Below are 18,503 nucleotides of genomic sequence, written 5' to 3'. Positions count from 1 at the left end.
GCCTTCATCGGGTTCCAATACGGATCGCCTCTTCAATACGGGGATCGGGCTGTGTTCCCAGTTCCTGCTGAAGCAATTGCTCCAAATCATGATAATAGCGAATCGCCTCGTTCATTCTTCCGATTGCGATATACAGTCTGACTGCCTCCAGGCTAATATCCTCCCGCAGCGGATCAATCTGCAGAATGGCCTCAAAATAATGCAAAGCCGATTTCCGCTCCTCGCGCTCCAGATGAATTTTCCCCGCCAACTCCAACAACTGAATGAACTCGCGTTCGAGCTGCCTGCCGTAAGCGTCGGCCCACTCGTATCCTTTGCCGTTCAGGAATGACCCTGTATATAACTCCTTCGCCTGCTCGATTAATCGAAGCACGCTTGCCTCTTGGCTCTGCCTGATTTGCTTGACCAGACGGTTAAACCTGTACAGGTCGCATGTCATATGCTTCTCTTCAATCCAGATTTCTTTGCGATAGGTTTTAATCGGATTGTCCAGCCGTGCTTCACTAATGGCCTTACGTATGTAATACAAGGTCGAATTGAGATTTTTATGCGCTTTCTCCGGCTCAAGCCCGCTCCACAACGTATCAATAATTTCTTCGCGGCTCACTTTCCCTCTATAGATGAGAAAGGCAAGCAGTTCTTCTGTTTTGGGGCTTCTCAGCTTTAGCAGAATTCGTTCTTCGTCCTGGCGGAACAACCGTAAGCCGTCGAATACACGGACCGCAAAGAGCGGTTCAGGTACCAACGCGACAGGCCTGCTCTGAATACGATCCAGCGTGCGCGCTACACGCTCTGCGGTTACTGGCTTCATCACATAATCAAGCGCGTTCAATTCAAAGGCTTGAACGGCATATTCATCGAAGCCAGTCACAAATACAATATGAATGGCCGGATGATGCTCCCTCAGTCTTTCGGATAAGGACATGCCGTCAATCTCGGGCATCGATATATCCAAAAAGGCGATATCGAGCGGATGCTCTCTGGCGAAATCGCAAGCATCCAGCGGGCTCAGAAATGTACCGTACACATCTACCGTTCCGCTCTCCGATAATATTCGGTTTAACCGTTTGACCGACAACGGCTCGTCATCCACTATAATCGCTCTAAGCATGCCTCATCTCTCCGATCTGCCTACGCAGCTTTGCCGGGATTTGGAAAGCAACCTTCGTCCCGGCCCCTTCCTGGCTGCTAATTTCAATGCGCTGTCCATATATCAACTTAATGCGCCTGTCGATGTTCCACAATCCGACGCCTCTGCGTTCTCCGTCCGCCCTTAATGTCTCCTCAAGCTTATGCTCGCTCATCCCGCAGCCGTCGTCCTCCACCTGGAACCTGACCGTTCCATTCACTTCAGTAATCGTAATTACAACCTTGCCGCCCGCCAGATTGGACATCAGCCCGTGACGTATCGCGTTCTCCACCAGCGGTTGTAAGATAAGCGGCGGAATGAGAATCATCGTATTGGCTTTCACCTCATATACCACCTGCAGCCTGTCGCCGAATCGAGCTTGCTCGATATGAACATAGGCCTCAACCAGCTTCAGCTCGCTATCCAGCGTCGTTAACGAATCCAAATGCTTAAAGTCGAAGCTGCTTCGCAAATATTGTGAGAGATGAAGCGTCAGCTGCTCCGCCCGCTCAGGCTCGTCCACGCATAGCTCTGCAATGGCATTCAAGGCGTTGTATAGAAAATGCGGCTTGATCTGGGAGCGCAGGAAGGCCATTTCCGCATCCTTCGCATTTATCATCGACGCCTTCAATCGGGTCAAGCTTCTGACACGCGCCATCAGCTCCTCCGCTTCGAATGGTTTCCCGACAAAATCATTGGCGCCGTTCTCCATCGACACCTTCATTTCACTTACCCTGTTCTTGGCCGTTAGCATTAAGACCGGCAGCTCGAAGATGGAGAATCGTTCCCTGATTCGCTGAAGCACCTCATATCCCGTCATATCCGGCATAGAGATATCGAGCAGCACCAGGAAGAAGTCCCGCTTCGAAATTTCCTGAAGCGCCATTTCCCCTCGATTCACGACAACAAAGGAGTAGCCTTCCAGCTTCAAGAGATTGATCATAGATTGCAGATTAGCGAAATCATCATCTACCACGAGAATGGTCTCGTCGATTTCTCCCTCCACATACAGCGGATATTCCGGGTGTCGAATACCGGCTTCTGGTCTGGCTGCTGCCGCTTCCAATTGATTTCTGGCTGTTTTGGTGACAGCCAGCGGCAATGTGAACGAGAATACGGAGCCGTGGTCCGGAACGGATTCGACACGAATAGTACCGCCATGCAATTCAACCAGCTTCTTCGTAATACTTAATCCAAGGCCCGTTCCTGCTTCCGGAGAAGGGATCTGGTCGGAGGCTTGCTCGAACGCCTCAAATATTTTGCTCTGCATATGCTCCGCAATCCCGATGCCGGAGTCGCGCACCCGAACCTCGACCTGATTTCCGCTGACGACAGCGCTAATTTCCACATAACCTTGATTCGTAAACTTAATGGCGTTCCCGATCAAATTATGCAAGATTTGCTGAAGCCGGTTGCCGTCCGCATAGACGGACGCCATCGTTGCATCTACCGAATTGACCAGCGCAATCGTCTTTCCTGCCAGCAGAAAAGAGTGAATGCGAATGACCGAATCGACAGCCGCCGCCAGATCAATAGAACTGCGGTACAATACGATATCCCCATGCTTCAGCTTGGAGTAATCGAGTAGTTCGTTGACCAGCAAGGTTAATCTTCGGCCGCTGCCCATCACAATGGCGAGATTGCGGGCCTGCCCCTCGTTCATGGGTCCCTCCGCCCCTTTCAGCAGCGTATCCGTGATGCTAACGATCGCATTCAGCGGCGTCTTCAGCTCATGGGACGTATCGGATAGGAAGTCATCTTTGATTTTATCCAATTGCACCAATTGATTTTTCATGGCGTTAATCGTGTGATACGCCTCGAAGAACCGGAGTACAATGAGACCAATCATAATAAGATTAAAAAATACAATATAGAACTGACCAAGCCACAGATCTTCCTTCCAAGACACAGCTTGCAATATAATGTCCAACGAATAGAGGTTAATCGTCAATATCGCAACGTACCACAGCAAGGACTTGAGCCGCTCTCTTGGGTCGCTTCTGATATAAAGTCCCGCTACCTTGACCAGCATCCAGATCAGCATAAATTCATAGATCATGACGACATATACCTGAATGGTCGTATAGGTGTGGATCGGCAAAATCGCGATCAAGAGGATAAAACAGCCTAAAACCGCCGTAATCGCTTGCGTTAGCTTTAAGGATGCGATACTCTTCTGCAGCTGATAAAAGATGACAGCCAGTATGATAAAGCAAGCGGTAGATATGATGTCCTTCCATTTATATAACACCTGAAACGACAGGTCCGGCAAAAATTGCAATAGCGGCCTCTCACCGATCAAGCCGTGGTAGATGGCGAACAACATGCAAATGAATGCAAAGGCCAACAAGGAATAATCCCGTCTATGAAAGATAAATGCGGCGAAAAAGCAAATGAGATAGATGAGCGCAAGCGTGCCTAGTATGGCAAGAATGCTGAACTCCCGCATTAGCGTCTTCTCTTCATAAGCAACCATCGCTGTCTGCTCGCCGAAGTAGATCGAGAGCGGAATGCCTCCGTTAATGTAATCATAATTGGAGACCTGTACGATAATTTCAATTTCTCCTTGCCCTGCTGCAAATAGGCCAAACTTCGGGACATTGCCCGGCTTATAATCCACTTGCTTGCTTGCCGTGGCACCGTCCTCCAACAGACGCTGCCCATTCACATAGATTTCGCTAGAGAACCGGATATTCGTCTTCTTGATCGCATAGATTCCGGCCTCAGGCACATTCCTTAGCACAGCCCGATAGGTAGCGGAGCCATATGCAGGCAGTGGGCTGCCTTGATAGTCGGTACCGTTCCATGTGGACGGCACCTTCATATAGATGCGATCCGGTGGCAGCTCCGATTCGGCAGACTGGAAGTCTGCTGGCGTCAGCAGCCGATTCCAATAAAACTCCCATTCGCCATCCAGTTTGATTCTACCTTTGTCTTCATAGGACCAATCCGATAAATCCATTACCCCTTGGCGAACTTCCGGGCCGTCCGTCCGATTACCGTTATCTAAATATATCGATAGTGGAATTAATGCAATAGCTATAATACCAATGAAGCAAATCATTAAAACTCTTCTCAACACCGCTGATGCCCCTTTCGATGCCAGCTTCACCAGGTCTCGGCTTACGGCCAGTGCAGGTATGCAGCAGTCCATTTGTGAAATTGCTTTCACTGCCACTATCGTTATTATATTGATCTATGAATAAGAGGAAAAGAATTTTCTCGGCAGCACGGGATGCTCACTAGCAAATATTTGCAGAGTTTAAAAAATCAGCCCGATCACCTCTGGTGATCGAGCTGAGCTTGCTCTATCGCTTTTGTGCTATTAAATAAGATCGGAGTTCTCCAGCAGCCGCTGAATCATAACGGCAACTTCAGCGCGAGTAATGCTGGCTTGCAGCGCAAGCTCCGAGCCGCTCTTGCCTACTACGATACCAGCCTGGATGCAGTCCGCAATGCTTTGCTTCGCCCATTCGGACATATCCGAAAGCCCAAATGTCCGAAGCAGTTCGTCTGTCGCTTGTTCAGGCAGCTTCTCTTTCAATTGCGTAAGCTTCATCGCCTTGGCGATCATGACAATCGCTTGCTGGCGCGTCAGCTTGTCATTAGGTCTGAACGTACCGTCTTCAAAACCGCTAATCAATTGATACTCATATGCTGTAGCTACCGCACTCTGATACCAATCCTTTTGATTCACATCCGAGAAAGGCGCTTGTCCGCTCACCGGCTTCAGACCAAGCCCGCGAACGAGAATGGCGGCAAACTCAGCACGAGTCATCTCTTGATTCGGTTGGAAGCTGCCATTGCCCTTTCCATCCACGATCATGCGAGAACCCATATCATTAATGGCATCCTTCGCCCAGTGACCCGCTACATCTGCGAACTCGACCGGATGCCATACCACTGCATAGGTGCTGTTCGTCAAACTATTAATTTGAGCAAAATATTGTCCGTTCACCAAAATGACTTTAGTTGGCACATGGCGTACGCTTCCGTCCGGATCAACTATAATGCCTGTTGTGATGCCGCCGCGCAGGATTCCTTCAGGAAGCGCAATCTGGCGTTGCACATAAACGTTGAACTGGGTTACCTCAACTGTGCGATCTTGATAGCTTGCACTGACTGTAAAGTCGATCGGAGCTGCAACTATCGTAAATTCGCCTTGCTTAGCAGCGTTCTCTACGACACTTCCCATCGCTTGTACAGGCACGGCCATCTCGATATGAATAATGACATCCTGCAAGGATACGGAGCTGCCCAGCTGTCTTTGAATGCTATCGATATCGATTTGGCCTGCAGGCAGGAAGTAGCTTGCTTTGTCCGTCTTAAGCTCCAGCGTGGCATTCCTGTTCTCCATATCCTTCACCATACTGCCGGTCAATTGACCAACGGAGATGTCGGATTTGGAGCTCATCTGAATGGTGATGACCGGATTTTGCCCTTCGCTAGCCAATCTCTCAGCCAGCTTGTCCTGATCAACAATAATGGTCAGCACGCTTTGGTTATTGCGTGTGCCTTCCTTCGCCGTTCCTGCGCTGATGACTTGTCCATTCACATAAATATTCGCAGCATTATTCGGCTCAGGCTGCGCCGGTTCGTTGCCTCCACTGCTTGGCGGGCTGGATGGTGTCGTATTGACGATTGAAATCGTCATCGTCTGGTCGGAGCCTGCACTGAACTGGAAGGTCAGCGTCGTTGTTCCGACTGGCAGAGCGGCCAAGAAAGATTTTTTAATCGTGACCGTATCGCCTGATACCGTATAATCCTTAGTCAGCTCCAGCGCCTTGGCGCCTTGCTCAATACCGCTTAGCGTGTTGCCATTCAGCGTCAGCGTTGCAGCTACATCCTTTTGCGCAGACGTCTTCTTATCGAAGGTTGCCGTTGGTGGATTGATCTCGCTGTTGCTTGGCGTCGAGTCGCTGATCGTAATGGTCAGAGCATGATCGGAACCTGCACTGAATTGGAAGACCAGCGTGGCGATGCCGTTCAGCTGTACGGCCAAATAGTCCTTCTTAATCGTCACCGTGTTGCCCGTTACGGTGTAGTCTGTATCCAGCTCCAGCTCTTGTCCGCCATGCGTAATGCGGGTCAGCTCATTGCCGTTCAGCGTCAGCGTTGTGCTTACATCCGCTTGTGCGTAAGCCTTCTTGTCGAAGCTCGCTGCGGATGGGCTGATTGTGCTATTGTTTGGCGTTGAATCGCTTACTGTGATCGTCAACGCTTGATCGGTCCCAGCGCTGAATTGGAACGTCAGTATAGCTGTACCGACTGGCAGAGTAGCCAGATACTCTTTCTTAATCGTTACGGTGTTGCCCGATACCGTGTAGTCCGTGTCCAGCGCCAGTGCCTGACCGTTATACGTAATATCATCTAGCATGTTGCCATTCAAAGTCAGCGTCGTGGTGACATTGGATTGTACCGATGCTTCTTTATCAAAGCTCGCTGTTGTTGGGCTGACTGCACTATTGTTCTGCGTTGAGTCGCTGACCGTAATGACCATCGTCTGGTCAGCTCCGCCTGTGAACTTGAATGTCAGACTCGCGGTTCCGACTGGCAGAGTTGCCAAGTACTCCTTCTTCAGGACAACCTCGTCGCCTGATGCCGAGATGGTGTAGTCCTTATTCAGTTGCAGCTTGTAGTTATCTGCAAAGATGTTGAATATCGTATTGCCGTTCAACGTGAGCGATGCCGTGACATCGGACTGTGCCGATGCGTTCTTATCGAAGCTCGCTGTTGCCGGGCTTACTGCGCTATCGTTTGAAGTCGAGTCGCTTACAGTAACCACCATCATTTGATCGGCTCCGCCTGTGAACTTGAATGTTAGCGTTACAGTTCCAACTAGCAAAGTAGCCAAGTACTCTTTCTTAAGAATAACCTCATCGCCTGCTACTGAAATTGTATAGTCCTTATCCAGTTGCAGCTTGTAGTTACCTTCAAAAATGTTAAAGAACGTATTGCCATTCAGCGTCAATGCTGCTGTAATATCCGACTGTGCAGATGCGTTCTTATCGAAGCTCGCTGTTGCCGGGCTGACTGCGCTGTCGTTAGACGTCGAGTCGCTGACTGTAATCACCATCAACTGATCATTTCCGCCAGAGAACTTGAATGTCAGTGTTGTGGTTCCCACTGGCAGAGTAGCTAGGTACGCTTTTTTAAGGATAACCTCGTCGCCTGCTGCAGAGATGGTGTAGTCCGTTTCCAGTTGCAGCTTGTAGTTACCTTCAAAAATGTTAAATAGCGTGTTGCCGTTCAGCGTTATTGTCGTCGTTACATCGACTTGTTCCTCAATATGTTTATCAAATTTGCCCGTGGTCGGACTGACTGCGCTATCGTATGATGTAGAATCGCTGATTGTAATCGTCATCGACTGATCGTCACCGTCTGTGAACTTGAATGTCAGTGTTGCGGTTCCGACTGGCAGAGTAGCCAGATATTCTTTTTTGAGGACAATCTCGTCGCCTGCTGCTGAGACGGTATAGTCTGTATCCAGTCGCAGCTTGCGCGAGTCCTTATAGATGTTAAAGAACCTATTGCCGTTCAGCGTCAATGCTGCCGTAATATCCGACTGCCCTGATGCATTCTTATCAAAGCTTGCTGTTGCCGGGCTGACCGCACTGTTCTGCGGCATTGTGTCGCTGACTGTAATCGTCATCGACTGATCGGCTCCTCCGGTGAACTTGAATGTCAGTGTTGCGGTTCCGACTGGTAGAGTAGCTAAATACTCTTTCTTGAGGACAACCTCATCTCCTGCTGCTGAAATCGTATAGTCCTTATCCAGTTGCAGCTTGTAGTTATCTTCAAAAATGTTAAATAGCGTGTTGCCGTTCAGCGTTATTGTCGTCGTTACATCGACTTGTTCCTCAATATGTTTATCAAATTTGCCCGTGGTCGGACTGACTGCGCTATCGTATGATGTAGAATCGCTGATTGTAATCACCATCGACTGGTCGGCTCCGCGTGTGAAAGTGAATGACAGTGTCGCCGTTCCGACTGGCAGAGTAGCCAGATATTCTTTTTTGAGGACAATCTCGTCGCCTGCTGCTGAGACGGTATAGTCTGTATCCAGTCGCAGCTTGCGTGAGTCCTTATAGATGTTAAAGAACCTATTGCCGTTCAGCGTCAATGCTGCCGTAATATCCGATTGCGCTGATGCATTCTTATCGAAGCTTGCTGTTGCCGGACTGACCGCACTGTTCTGTGGCGTTGTGTCGCTGACTGTAATCGTCATCGACTGATCGGCACCGTCTGTGAACTTGAATGTCAGTGTTGCCGTTCCGACTGGTAAAGTAGCTAAATACTCCTTCTTCAGGACGACCTCGTCGCCTGATGCCGAGATGGTGTAGTCCTTATTCAGTTGCAGCTTGTAGTTATCTGCAAAGATGTTGAATACCGTATTGCCGTTCAGCGTGAGCGTTGCCGTAACATCGGACTGAGCCGATGCGTTTTTATCGAAGCTCGCTGTTGTCGGGTTGATTGTGCTGTTGTTTGGCTTTGAGTCGCTGATCGTAATGACCATCGTCTGGTCAGCTCCGCCTGTGAACTTGAATGTCAGGGTTGCGGTTCCGACTGGTAGAGTAGCCAAGTACTCCTTCTTCAGGACAACCTCGTCGCCTGATGCCGAGATGGTGTAGTCCTTATTCAGTTGCAGCTTGTAGTTATCTGTGAAGATGTTAAATATCGTATTGCCGTTCAGCGTGAGCGTTGCCGTGACATCGGACTGTGCCGATGCGTTCTTATCGAAGCTCGCTATTGTCGGGCTGATCGCGCTGTTCTGAGGCGTTGTATCATTAATCATGATCACCATCGCCACATCAGCTCCCGCGTTGAATTCAAACATCAGAATCGCTGCCCCTACCGGCAGCTGAGCCAGATATTCTTTCTTAATCGTTACGGTATTGCCCAAGACTGTATAATCCGTATCTAGCTCCAGCTCTTCGCCGTCATTCGTGATGTCACTTAATGTATTGCCGTGTAGCGACATCGTCGTAGTAATGTCCGACTGCGCTGAAATATTCTTATCAAAGTTCGCTTGAGTCGGGTTGAGCCCGCTGTTCATTGGAGTAGAATCTGTTACCGTAATTCCAAATGTCTGATCTGCTCCGCCTGTGAACTTGAATGTCAGGGTTGCAGTTCCGACTGGCAGTTTAGCCAGGTACTCCTTCTTGAGGACAACCTCGTCGCCTGCTGCCGAGATGGTATAGTCTCTATCTACCTTTAATTTGGAACTATTCTCAAAGATGTTGAATAGTGTATTCCCTTTCAGCGTTATTGTCGTCGTAACGTCGGCTTGTTGATCTATATTTTTATCAAAGCTGCCCGAATTCGGCGTCAGCTCGGAATCCATCTCTTGTCCGAGTCTCTTGTATACGCCAATCGAACCAACCGCAACCACGGAATTTCCGGCTTCAATAACATCGTTAAACTCTGCATTGGCTCCATTTATAGACTCATTCGTCCAAGTGAATGAATCTGGCGATGTGCGAATATTTCCGTTTGATCCAACTATAATAAACAACCCGCCATCATTTTGGGTATACACCATATTATTAATAGAGTAATTATAATCAAATCCGTCTACTTTCTGCGTCGTTAAGTTTGGCTGATTCAGATTATCTGCAGCCAAGCGGTATACTCCCGTAAAACCGCCTGTTACAATCGTCTGGCCATCACTGGCTATGGAATTCAAAGCAGCAGCCATGCTCGACGTAAGATTGCCCATCGGCGTTTTTTGCCAAGTCACTCCATTAACAGACGTTAAGATCGTTGATTTTCCATGTCCAGGGCTTACTTCATCACCAAATCCCACTGCAACAAAGTGTCCGTTAATATATTGCAACTGATTAACAACACCCATATGTTTCACGGCAGAAGTCCATGAGATACCATTCTCCGATGTAATCATCTGACCGTGGGAAGTGCCAGCTACATACTTGCCGCCTCCATGAGTAATTGAATAAACATTAAATTGTGGAGCCTCACTTGCGGTTGCTCTCGTCCAATGTACTCCGTCCGTCGAATACAAGAAAGTTGCGCCGATCAAAGAAGCACTATTATAATAGTTGACGATAACAAATTGTCCATTCACAAATTTAACCGCCTTAAAACGCTTCGTGTGGTTGGGGATAATCTGTTCTTCCCAATTCACCAAGTCTGTGGACCTTACGATTTTAGGGTTAGTACTATCCGTGGTTATCCCTACATAAATTCCATTGCCATAAGCAATCGATGCAAGACTTTGCGAGCTTAACTTCTCCCAAAGCGGTGCAGGTGCTGCACCTGCCCTCTCCATTCCGGGATTGATTAGAGTTAATAAATTCAAGATTAAAGCACAGGCCAACACAGCAGCCATTGCTTTCCTCGTTGCTAAACGCACGCGTACCCTCTCCTTTATGATCATAGTTCGATGCTTCTTGCTTGTACCAAAAAGTTGTCTGATCCAGAGCCTCCCTTAGATGCAAGTCAATCGTCCTGTTTTTCGACAACAAATATTATCAATCGACAAAATCATACCAATTGCCTATAAACAAAAAATAAACAAGCAACAGCCTGTCCCCCAAACAAGCTGCCAATAGGCGTTTCAACCTGGAGATGTGGCCACAAAAAAAGAAGCTGCCCTTCACAATGGAAGGACAGCTTCTCGGTATATGGTCTATTGGGATAATTTGACCAGGCTGTAGTTCTTTTTGCCTTTGCGGATAATGATGAACCGGCCGCCAATCGCTTGGTCCGGCGTTACTGCCAGCTCCAAATCGCTAACTTTCTCCCCGTTCATGGAGATGGCGCCATTCGTAATATCCTCGCGTGCTTGACGTCTGGAAGGCTCAATTCCCAGATCAACCAACCACTCCACGATATTTTTAGTTTCATGCGAAGCCTCGAACGTAGGCATATCCTTAAAACCTTGCTCGATTTCATCCGCCGTTAGCGACTTGATGTCGCCGCTGAACAATGCGGCTGTAATCCGCTTAGCTTGCTCAAGCAGCTCCTCGCCATGAACGAATCTCGTCATTTCCTCGGCTAGCGTCTTTTGCGCTTCGCGCTTGTGAGGCTCCGATTCTACCTTTGCCGCCAGCGCGTCGATCTCTTCTTTGGACAGGAATGTAAAGTACTTCAAGTATTTCACGACGTCGCGGTCGTCGGTATTCGTCCAGAACTGGTAGAATTCGAACGGTGTCGTCTTGTTCGGGTCTAGCCAGATCGCTCCGCCTGCCGTTTTGCCGAATTTCGTGCCGTCTGCTTTCAGCATTAACGGAATCGTAAGTCCAAATGCTTTCGACTCGGAGCCTTCTTTTCTGCGAATAAGGTCAAGGCCGCTTGTAATGTTGCCCCATTGATCGGAGCCACCGATTTGAAGCTGAACTTCTTCATGCTGGTACAGATGCAGATAATCGAGCGACTGCAGAATCTGGTAAGAGAATTCAGTGAAAGAGATGCCGCTGTCCAGCCTGCTCGATACCACGTCTTTGGCCAGCATCGAATTGATGCTGAAGTTTTTGCCGTAGTCGCGAAGGAATTCGATAATATTGATTTTATGCGTCCAGTCGTAGTTGTTCACCATTCGGATCTCATTGTCGCCGTCAGTGATGAACAGCTTCTTCAATTGCGCGCTAAGAGCTTCTACATTCGCCTGGACTTGCTCCAGCGTCTGCAAGGAACGTTCCGTCTGACGTCCGCTCGGGTCCCCGATTGTGCCCGTTGCGCCGCCGATTAGAATGACTGGACGATGGCCGGCTAGCTGAAATCTTTTGAGCACCATGAACGGGATCAAGTGGCCGATATGCATGCTGTCCCCTGTCGGGTCCACACCGCAGTACAAGGAAACGGCCTTCTGGTTGGTCAATTCGCGGAGCCCTTCGGCATCCGTCTGCTGGTTAATGGCGTCGCGCCATTCGAGTTCGTCGATAATGTTCACAGCGATACACTCCTTTAATAAATGATTATCCTAATACGAAGCATGAATCCGCGTGGAAAAACAAAAAATCGCCCCTTGTCTATTGTAGACATAGGGACGATTGAATAACCGTGTTACCACCCAGATTGCACCAATGGGTCAGTGCGCCTAGCGCACGCCATAGATACCGCTCTTGGCGAGTTATCGTTCGCCATTCCGCTCGGCATTACCCGAGATACTCCAGAGTGTAATTCACATGGCTTCCTGTGTACCGGGTTCCATCACCCCCCGGCTTTCTAGAACAGGGAAGAAGCTGCTACTGGGCTCTTTCAACGTATATCGCATATAAGATTAAGAGTTAGTATAGTGAAATCGTACTGCAAAGTCAACTGCTGACGGAAGATGTTTGTTATAGGGCCTGTCCAATCTTACATTCTCCCCGCTTGGTACCACTTTCGAAGCAAATTAATATGCGCCTGATGATAACGGCTGTGGTCGGCAATATGCCACAATCCCCAGCGGATGGTAGCACGCTTTTCATTCTCATGTCCAAAAGCAACTACATGGTCCAGGTCTGAATCCGTCAACTGCCTGCAAGTGTCATGCAGCAGCTGCATGACGTGATCATATTGAGAAATAAGAGTGCTCAACGGGATTTCTGAGATCATCGGCAATCTGTTATTTTCGCCAATCATAGGACCGTATTGCTCCATTAGCGCCTGCGGAAGCGGCTGTCCTTTGATCCGGTACGTCCAGTTCAGATCGACACAGAGAAGATGCCGGATGAGCTGTGCGGTGCTGTTCGAGCTGCTGTCCGAGCCTCTGTAATCCACTTCATTCTGCGACATGCCATCCGTTATGCCCTTCAGCCGATCATTGTTTTCTCTGACTGCTGAGAAGAGCATTCCTACAATGGGCGACATCATAGCATCGCCTTGCAAATCATGAATCATTCCCTGAACCCTCCTTTTGCTCTTAACGATTAGGCTATGTTAATTCTCAATGTTGATTTTTATCAAAAATATAACCGCCCCGTAAAGGGCGGTTTATTAACCTATCATCACCCGTCAGCTTAGTCAACTCTTGATAAAGACTTTTTAAAATATACAGCGGATTCATCATAGCCAATAGCCTTGTAGAAATCACTTGCTCTTCTTGTGGCAAGTGCAACAAGCTTTGAACCACGCTGAACTGCTTTTTCTTCAATAAGTACCATAAGATTCTTTCCAACGCTTTTACCCCTGTAGTCTTCTAGTACGAATAATTCCTCAACCCAACTTATTAAACCATTTGCGTAAAAAGTGGAGTGATGGAAGGCTAAAACATAACCAATTATACCTGTTTCAATCTCTGCGACTAATAAGTCTGCATCTTTGTTACTCAAAACATCAAGGAAGGTTCGTTTGAAATCTGTTTTATTCAACTTAAAACTTGTCGCAAGCTTAGCGGATAGTTCAAACAATTCCTCTTCATCTTTAGAAATTGCATTTCTATAATTAAGCTTCATTGGACCAACCCCTTCGAACCATCAATAATTTGAGTTTACTTTTTTGGTAATTAAATTTCCACTATTTGTTAAGTTATTCTTCCGTTATATCAACAGAAAGCCATCCGTCGTTTCATGCGGCATGGTAGCTGTTGACGTTCTGGATATGGCAAACGCCTTTCACGCGATGTTTTCCATCGGACATGAAACGGTAATGTGCCAATCCCTTTTGATTGGCATAGGTGCTAAACGCACGCCAGGAATCCGTGCAAAGCACGTTAGAGTTAGACAGGTGAGAGCCGATTGCTTCATCCAGCTTCGTTGTACGGATACGTCCACGCCCAAGAACGCCTGAGAAGGTCATCTTCTGACGGTCTCGGGCGACCAGTACGCAGACTTGGTCGTTGCTTATGCCACGGTGCTTCGCTTTACCGCCGCGCTTGCGTGGCTTACGTTCGGCAATATTCCGCCTTCCCTTTTCTGATCTTCACATAAGCCCTGAGTTTTCGATCGTTATAAGGCTTGCTTAACCGTTCATTGATTTTCGTATGAATAAAATCCATACGCGCCTCCTTTCATGTGCGCACAAGCATCGGGTTACACACAAGAAAAAGCGGCTTTTGGAGTCTAGGCAATATCCGCTCAGTCTCGCAGCTTAGCAAGAAGTAACTCTGGACATAATGATTGGCGACCAGTTGGAGGATGATCCCTATCCGCTGATGCGTTAGCTTTATTAGAAACCGACTGCCGTGATGGAATATCAATATACAGAGGGGCGGTCGTTCGAAATTTGTTAGAGCATCCAAAATACCAAGACAATACAAAAAGACCGCGTACATTCGATCTGCCAATGTGCTTCTCAGCTTCCACCCCTCCTGTCGTACAAATATAGAAGATTATCAAATTATAGCATTTCATCCAATGATATGGACAGCAATATGCAGCAAGATGTAAGAAATGCAGAGCTTCTATTGCTGCTATACTGTTTATAAGACCAGTCAAGAAGGGAATGGTAGAGATGGCTGATATCGAGCACCTGCAGATTGTCAAAGCATCCGCGGCAGACGTATACTTCGCGCTGACGACCGCAAGAGGTTTGTCCGAGGTGTGGACGAATGAACTAACGGTTCATGAGCAAATCGGAGCCGTTAACGAATTTCAATTCGGGTCCAATGATCTGACCAAAATGCAAATCGTCGAGCTGAATCCGGGAGAGCGGATCGAATGGCTATGCGTGGAATCGGACCCTCAGTGGGTAGGGACCTCCATAACGTTCGAGCTTGAAGAAAAGAAAGGAAAGACGACTGTTACCTTCCGTCATAAGGATTGGAAAGAAGTAACCGACTTCTACCGTTTCTGCAACTATAATTGGGCGATGTTCCTCTATAGCCTGAAGCTGTATTGCGAAGAAGGCCAAGGGATGCCTTATCAAAGACGCAAGTTTTAACGCGAAGTGCATTCCCATGAAAAAAAGCCGTCCGGCTGTCGATAGGACAGCTGGACGGCTCTATGATGACCGTTAATTGCGAATCAGATAATCAAACGCGCCCAAGGCAGCATTTGCGCCAGATCCCATGGAGATAATGATCTGCTTGTACGGACTATTCGTGCAGTCGCCAGCAGCGAATACGCCCGGCAGGCTTGTCGCGCCGTGATTGTTCACGACAATCTCGCCCATGCGGGTACGCTCGACCGCGTCGCCCAGCCAATCCGTATTCGGCACAAGGCCGATCTGTACGAATACACCCTGCAGTTCAACATGCTTCTCCGCGCCTGTGTCGCGTTCAATATAAGTCACACCGTTCAACCTGTCGGTTCCGGTAAATTCCTTTGTTTGAACGTTCTTCAGGACCGTTACGTTAGGCAAGCTGTACAGACGATCTTGCAGCACGCCGTCCGCCTTCAGCTCCGAATTGAATTCCAGAACTGTGACATGACTAACGATACCAGCTAGATCAATCGCAGCTTCAATACCGGAGTTGCCGCCGCCGATCACCGCGACATGCTTGCCTGCGAACAGAGGACCGTCGCAGTGCGGGCAATAAGCCACGCCTTTATTCTTGAACTCTTCCTCGCCCGGCACGCCGACATTGCGCCAGCGAGCGCCTGTGGACAGAATGACGGTTTTGCTCTTCAGAACAGCGCCGTTCTCCAGCTCAAGCTCAATGTAGTCGCGCTTCTCCAGACGTTTGGCACGCTGCAGCTTCATGACGTCTACATTGTATTCCTTCACATGCTCTTCAAGGCTTGCCGCCAGCTTCGGTCCTTCGGTGTACTTCACGCTAATGAAGTTTTCGATGCCGACTGTATCCATCACTTGACCGCCGAAGCGCTCAGCTACGATACCTGTACGGATGCCTTTGCGAGCGGCATAGATCGCCGCGCTTGCGCCGGCAGGTCCGCCGCCGACAATAAGCACGTCGAAAGGCTCTTTGTTATCGAACTCGGATGCGTCGGGAGCTTCCACAATTTTAGCCAGAATCTCCTCTATGGACATACGTCCGCTTCCGAAAAACTCGCCGTTCAGGAATACGGAAGGAACAGCCATGACATCTCTGCTCTCCGCTTCTTCCTTGAATACCGCGCCGTCAATCATCGTATGCGAGATGCCTGAATTAAGGATGCTCATCAGGTTAAGTGCCTGTACAACATCAGGACAATTGTGACAGCTCAGGCTAATGAACGATTCAAACGTGTATTCGCCCTTAATGCCTTTGATTTGATCAATGACACTTTGGTCAACCTTCGGGGCTCTGCCGCTTACTTGCAGCAAAGCCAGCACGAAGGAAGTAAATTCATGTCCGAGAGGGATACCAGCAAAAACGACACCTGTATCTTCACCAACACGGTTCACGCTGAAGCTAGGCGTTCTAGCCAGTTCAACCTTCTCGACCGTAATTCTGGATGTCATGCCGACGAGTTCATCCATAAGCTCCAGCATGTCCTTGGACACGGGATCGGATGCCGCGCTGACCTTGATCAGCACATCGCCTTCCATAAGCTGAAGGTATTGGTTTAATTGTGCCTTAATATCTCCGTCTAATACCATAGGAACAGCTCCTTAGATTTTGCCTACCAGGTCAAGGCTTGGCTTCAATGTGGAGCCGCCTTCTTGCCATTTTGCCGGGCATACTTCACCTGGGTTGTTGCGTACGTATTGAGCCGCTTTGATTTTGCTTACCAGCGTGCTTGCGTCACGGCCGATGCCGCCAGCGTTGATCTCAACCGTTTGGATAACGCCGTCTGGATCGATGATGAATGTACCGCGGTCAGCCAGACCGTCAGCTTCGATCAGAACGTCAAAGTTACGGGAGATCGTGTGCGATGGGTCGCCGATCATGATGTATGTGATTTTGCCGATTGTCTCGGAGCTGTCATGCCAAGCTTTATGAGTGAAGTGAGTATCTGTCGATACGGAGTACACTTCAACACCAAGAGACTTCAGTGTCTCGTATTGATCTTGCAGGTCGCCCAGCTCAGTCGGACATACAAATGTAAAGTCAGCAGGGTAGAAGCAAACTACGCTCCATTTGCCTTTGAAGTTAGCTTCGGATACATCGATGAATTGACCATTGTGGTATGCGGATGCTTTAAACGGTAGTACTTCTGTTCCAATAAGAGACATGTTATTTCCTCCTGAGAATGGTTTATTGTTTGTAATGATTATAAACTAATATTAATTACTAGCGGACAACTTGTCAAGTGTTTTGCAGACTTCGACATAAAATGTTGATTAGACATTTTCTATCGTTTCTATTCCTATCCGCCAAAAGTCTATCCTTACCAAAACTATCTACTATTATACACAATGATGAGAATGATTGCCTATGATGCCATCGTTCCTTACGACCTCGTTCATCTTATTGACATAATTGGATGCGAAGCCGCTATAATGCGCCTCACCCTAACTCTTTTGAGCTATGGAAAGGCTCTCTTCGCACTTGCTAAGATAAATGAAAAAGGCAGGGGAAGAACATGTCAAAATGGATCATGGCAGGATTAATCGGGATTGCCGGATTGTTGGCCATCCTGCTGCTTGCGACGCAATTGCCCGAAAAAACTCAAGATGCCAATAATGGAGCAGTATTCACCGTTCAAGGCAGACCTATTGACGCTAAAGCCGCGCTGCAAATTTACCAAAGCATGTGCATATCTTGTCATGGTACGGAGCTGCAAGGACAAATCGGACCTGCTCTTGCGCATGTTGGCACGAAGATGAGCAAAGAAGAACTGTACAGAATGATTGCAAGCGGACGCAGGGGTATGCCCGCATTCGAAGGGCGGCTGTCCGAGGATGAGATCATCACCATGACAACCTGGTTGGCGTCACTTCAATAAATAAAAGGCTGTCCCATCGCCTGGACAGCCTGGTTTCTGTGTCGTCATGATAGCTACCGCCTTCCCATCCAGCCTTGCTCATAGGCATACCTCGCAAGCTGAACTCTGTTCTCCAGATGCAGCTTTTGCAAAATGTTTTTGAGATGATTTTTGACCGTATGCTCCGAGATATCCAGTTGAACCGAAATGTCTTTATTGCTAAGCCCTTTGGCCACCAATCCCAATATTTCCTGTTCACGGCTCGTTAAAGGACTGACATAATACTCGTCGACCCCGACAGGCGACATCTCCTTCAGTATTCTAAAGGCAAGCTCGCGAGTCATAGGCGCCTCGTCAACGACAATGGCCTTCAAATATTCATGCCAAGCCTGCGGGTTCAAGTTTTTCAACAGATAACCCTGCGCCCCTTTCTTTAATGCGTCGAACAAATGGACGATATCATCCGATACTGTCACCATGACGACCTTCAAATAAGGATAACGCTCTTTCAGCTGCTTAGTCGCTTCCAGTCCGCCCATTCCCGGCATCTGGATATCCATCAAGATCAAATCCGGCATCCATCTTTCGCTCAGATCAAGCGCTTCCTCCCCGCTGCAGCCCTCTGCCACGATCTCAAAGGCGGGGTCGCTCTCCAGGATCATGCGTATTCCTTCTCTGGC

At 48.4% G+C, this 18,503-nt stretch carries 11 protein-coding genes and 1 pseudogene; 2 read left to right on the top strand and 10 right to left on the bottom strand.

Annotated elements, in window-relative coordinates; all coding sequences use genetic code 11:
• Positions 1-4: 4 nt before the first annotated feature.
• The 7 genes and pseudogenes from ACFVSO_RS17405 to ACFVSO_RS17375 form a co-directional block, all read right to left on the bottom strand.
• Entirely contained in the window at positions 5-1,111 is a 1,107-nt protein-coding gene (locus tag ACFVSO_RS17405) for a BTAD domain-containing putative transcriptional regulator (RefSeq protein WP_387475774.1), read from the bottom strand.
• Positions 1,104-4,091, bottom strand: coding sequence for an ATP-binding protein (locus ACFVSO_RS17400; protein WP_387475771.1), 2,988 nt, complete (start codon positions 4,089-4,091; stop codon positions 1,104-1,106). Before ACFVSO_RS17400 ends, ACFVSO_RS17405 begins: the two co-directional genes overlap by 8 nt.
• 363 nt (positions 4,092-4,454) lie before the next feature.
• The gene (locus tag ACFVSO_RS17395; RefSeq protein ID WP_387475768.1) at positions 4,455-10,214 is read right to left on the bottom strand and encodes a X2-like carbohydrate binding domain-containing protein; all 5,760 of its coding nucleotides are present in this window, start codon (positions 10,212-10,214) and stop codon (positions 4,455-4,457) included.
• A 564-nt stretch (positions 10,215-10,778) separates the two neighbouring features.
• Positions 10,779-12,041 (bottom strand): tyrosine--tRNA ligase, encoded by a 1,263-nt coding sequence (tyrS, locus tag ACFVSO_RS17390; protein WP_387475766.1) that lies wholly within the window; start codon positions 12,039-12,041, stop codon positions 10,779-10,781.
• 407 nt (positions 12,042-12,448) lie between these two features.
• Complete coding sequence (locus ACFVSO_RS17385) at positions 12,449-12,973, bottom strand: mycothiol transferase (RefSeq protein ID WP_387475764.1); 525 nt, start codon at positions 12,971-12,973, stop codon at positions 12,449-12,451.
• A gap of 119 nt (positions 12,974-13,092) precedes the next feature.
• Entirely contained in the window at positions 13,093-13,527 is a 435-nt protein-coding gene (locus tag ACFVSO_RS17380) for a GNAT family N-acetyltransferase (protein WP_387475761.1), read from the bottom strand.
• Between the two features lie 121 nt (positions 13,528-13,648).
• A pseudogene (locus tag ACFVSO_RS17375) lies at positions 13,649-13,990 on the bottom strand (IS1595 family transposase); the annotation flags it as partial.
• A 534-nt stretch (positions 13,991-14,524) separates the two neighbouring features.
• On the opposite strand from ACFVSO_RS17375, the gene ACFVSO_RS17370 reads away from it, so the two are divergent.
• A complete protein-coding gene (locus tag ACFVSO_RS17370; RefSeq protein WP_387475759.1) occupies positions 14,525-14,953 on the top strand; it encodes an SRPBCC family protein in 429 nt (142 codons plus the stop codon).
• Between the two features lie 72 nt (positions 14,954-15,025).
• On the opposite strand, the gene ahpF is transcribed toward ACFVSO_RS17370, so the two are convergent.
• The gene (gene ahpF / locus ACFVSO_RS17365) at positions 15,026-16,555 is read right to left on the bottom strand and encodes an alkyl hydroperoxide reductase subunit F (protein ID WP_387475756.1); all 1,530 of its coding nucleotides are present in this window, start codon (positions 16,553-16,555) and stop codon (positions 15,026-15,028) included.
• Between the two features lie 12 nt (positions 16,556-16,567).
• Entirely contained in the window at positions 16,568-17,131 is a 564-nt protein-coding gene (gene ahpC / locus ACFVSO_RS17360; RefSeq protein ID WP_119799024.1) for an alkyl hydroperoxide reductase subunit C, read from the bottom strand.
• Between the two features lie 350 nt (positions 17,132-17,481).
• Between ahpC and ACFVSO_RS17355 the strand changes: the two genes are divergently transcribed.
• The gene (locus tag ACFVSO_RS17355) at positions 17,482-17,844 is read left to right on the top strand and encodes a c-type cytochrome (RefSeq protein ID WP_387475753.1); all 363 of its coding nucleotides are present in this window, start codon (positions 17,482-17,484) and stop codon (positions 17,842-17,844) included.
• 53 nt (positions 17,845-17,897) lie between these two features.
• Here ACFVSO_RS17355 and ACFVSO_RS17350 read toward each other — a convergent pair whose 3' ends face one another.
• Entirely contained in the window at positions 17,898-18,485 is a 588-nt protein-coding gene (locus ACFVSO_RS17350) for a LuxR C-terminal-related transcriptional regulator (protein WP_387475751.1), read from the bottom strand.
• Positions 18,486-18,503: the final 18 nt, after the last annotated feature.

The sequence above is a fragment of the Paenibacillus sp. NPDC057967 genome (genome assembly GCF_042887015.1).
GTDB lineage: Bacteria > Bacillota > Bacilli > Paenibacillales > Paenibacillaceae > Pristimantibacillus.
The sequence above is the reverse complement of the archived record's forward strand: the minus strand, read 5'-3'. Positions and strand labels throughout refer to the sequence as shown.

Bases quoted from the DNA above. Each gene is read 5' to 3' on its own strand.
- ACFVSO_RS17355 (WP_387475753.1), top strand. From the start codon at position 17,482: ATGTCAAAATGGATCATGGCAGGATTAATCGGGATTGCCGGATTGTTG.
- ahpF (WP_387475756.1), bottom strand. From the start codon at position 16,555: ATGGTATTAGACGGAGATATTAAGGCACAATTAAACCAATACCTTCAG.
- ACFVSO_RS17405 (WP_387475774.1), bottom strand. From the start codon at position 1,111: ATGCTTAGAGCGATTATAGTGGATGACGAGCCGTTGTCGGTCAAACGG.
- ACFVSO_RS17400 (WP_387475771.1), bottom strand. From the start codon at position 4,091: ATGGATTTATCGGATTGGTCCTATGAAGACAAAGGTAGAATCAAACTG.
- ACFVSO_RS17385 (WP_387475764.1), bottom strand. From the start codon at position 12,973: ATGATTCATGATTTGCAAGGCGATGCTATGATGTCGCCCATTGTAGGA.
- ACFVSO_RS17380 (WP_387475761.1), bottom strand. From the start codon at position 13,527: ATGAAGCTTAATTATAGAAATGCAATTTCTAAAGATGAAGAGGAATTG.
- ahpC (WP_119799024.1), bottom strand. From the start codon at position 17,131: ATGTCTCTTATTGGAACAGAAGTACTACCGTTTAAAGCATCCGCATAC.
- ACFVSO_RS17370 (WP_387475759.1), top strand. From the start codon at position 14,525: ATGGCTGATATCGAGCACCTGCAGATTGTCAAAGCATCCGCGGCAGAC.
- ACFVSO_RS17350 (WP_387475751.1), bottom strand. From the start codon at position 18,485: ATGATCCTGGAGAGCGACCCCGCCTTTGAGATCGTGGCAGAGGGCTGC.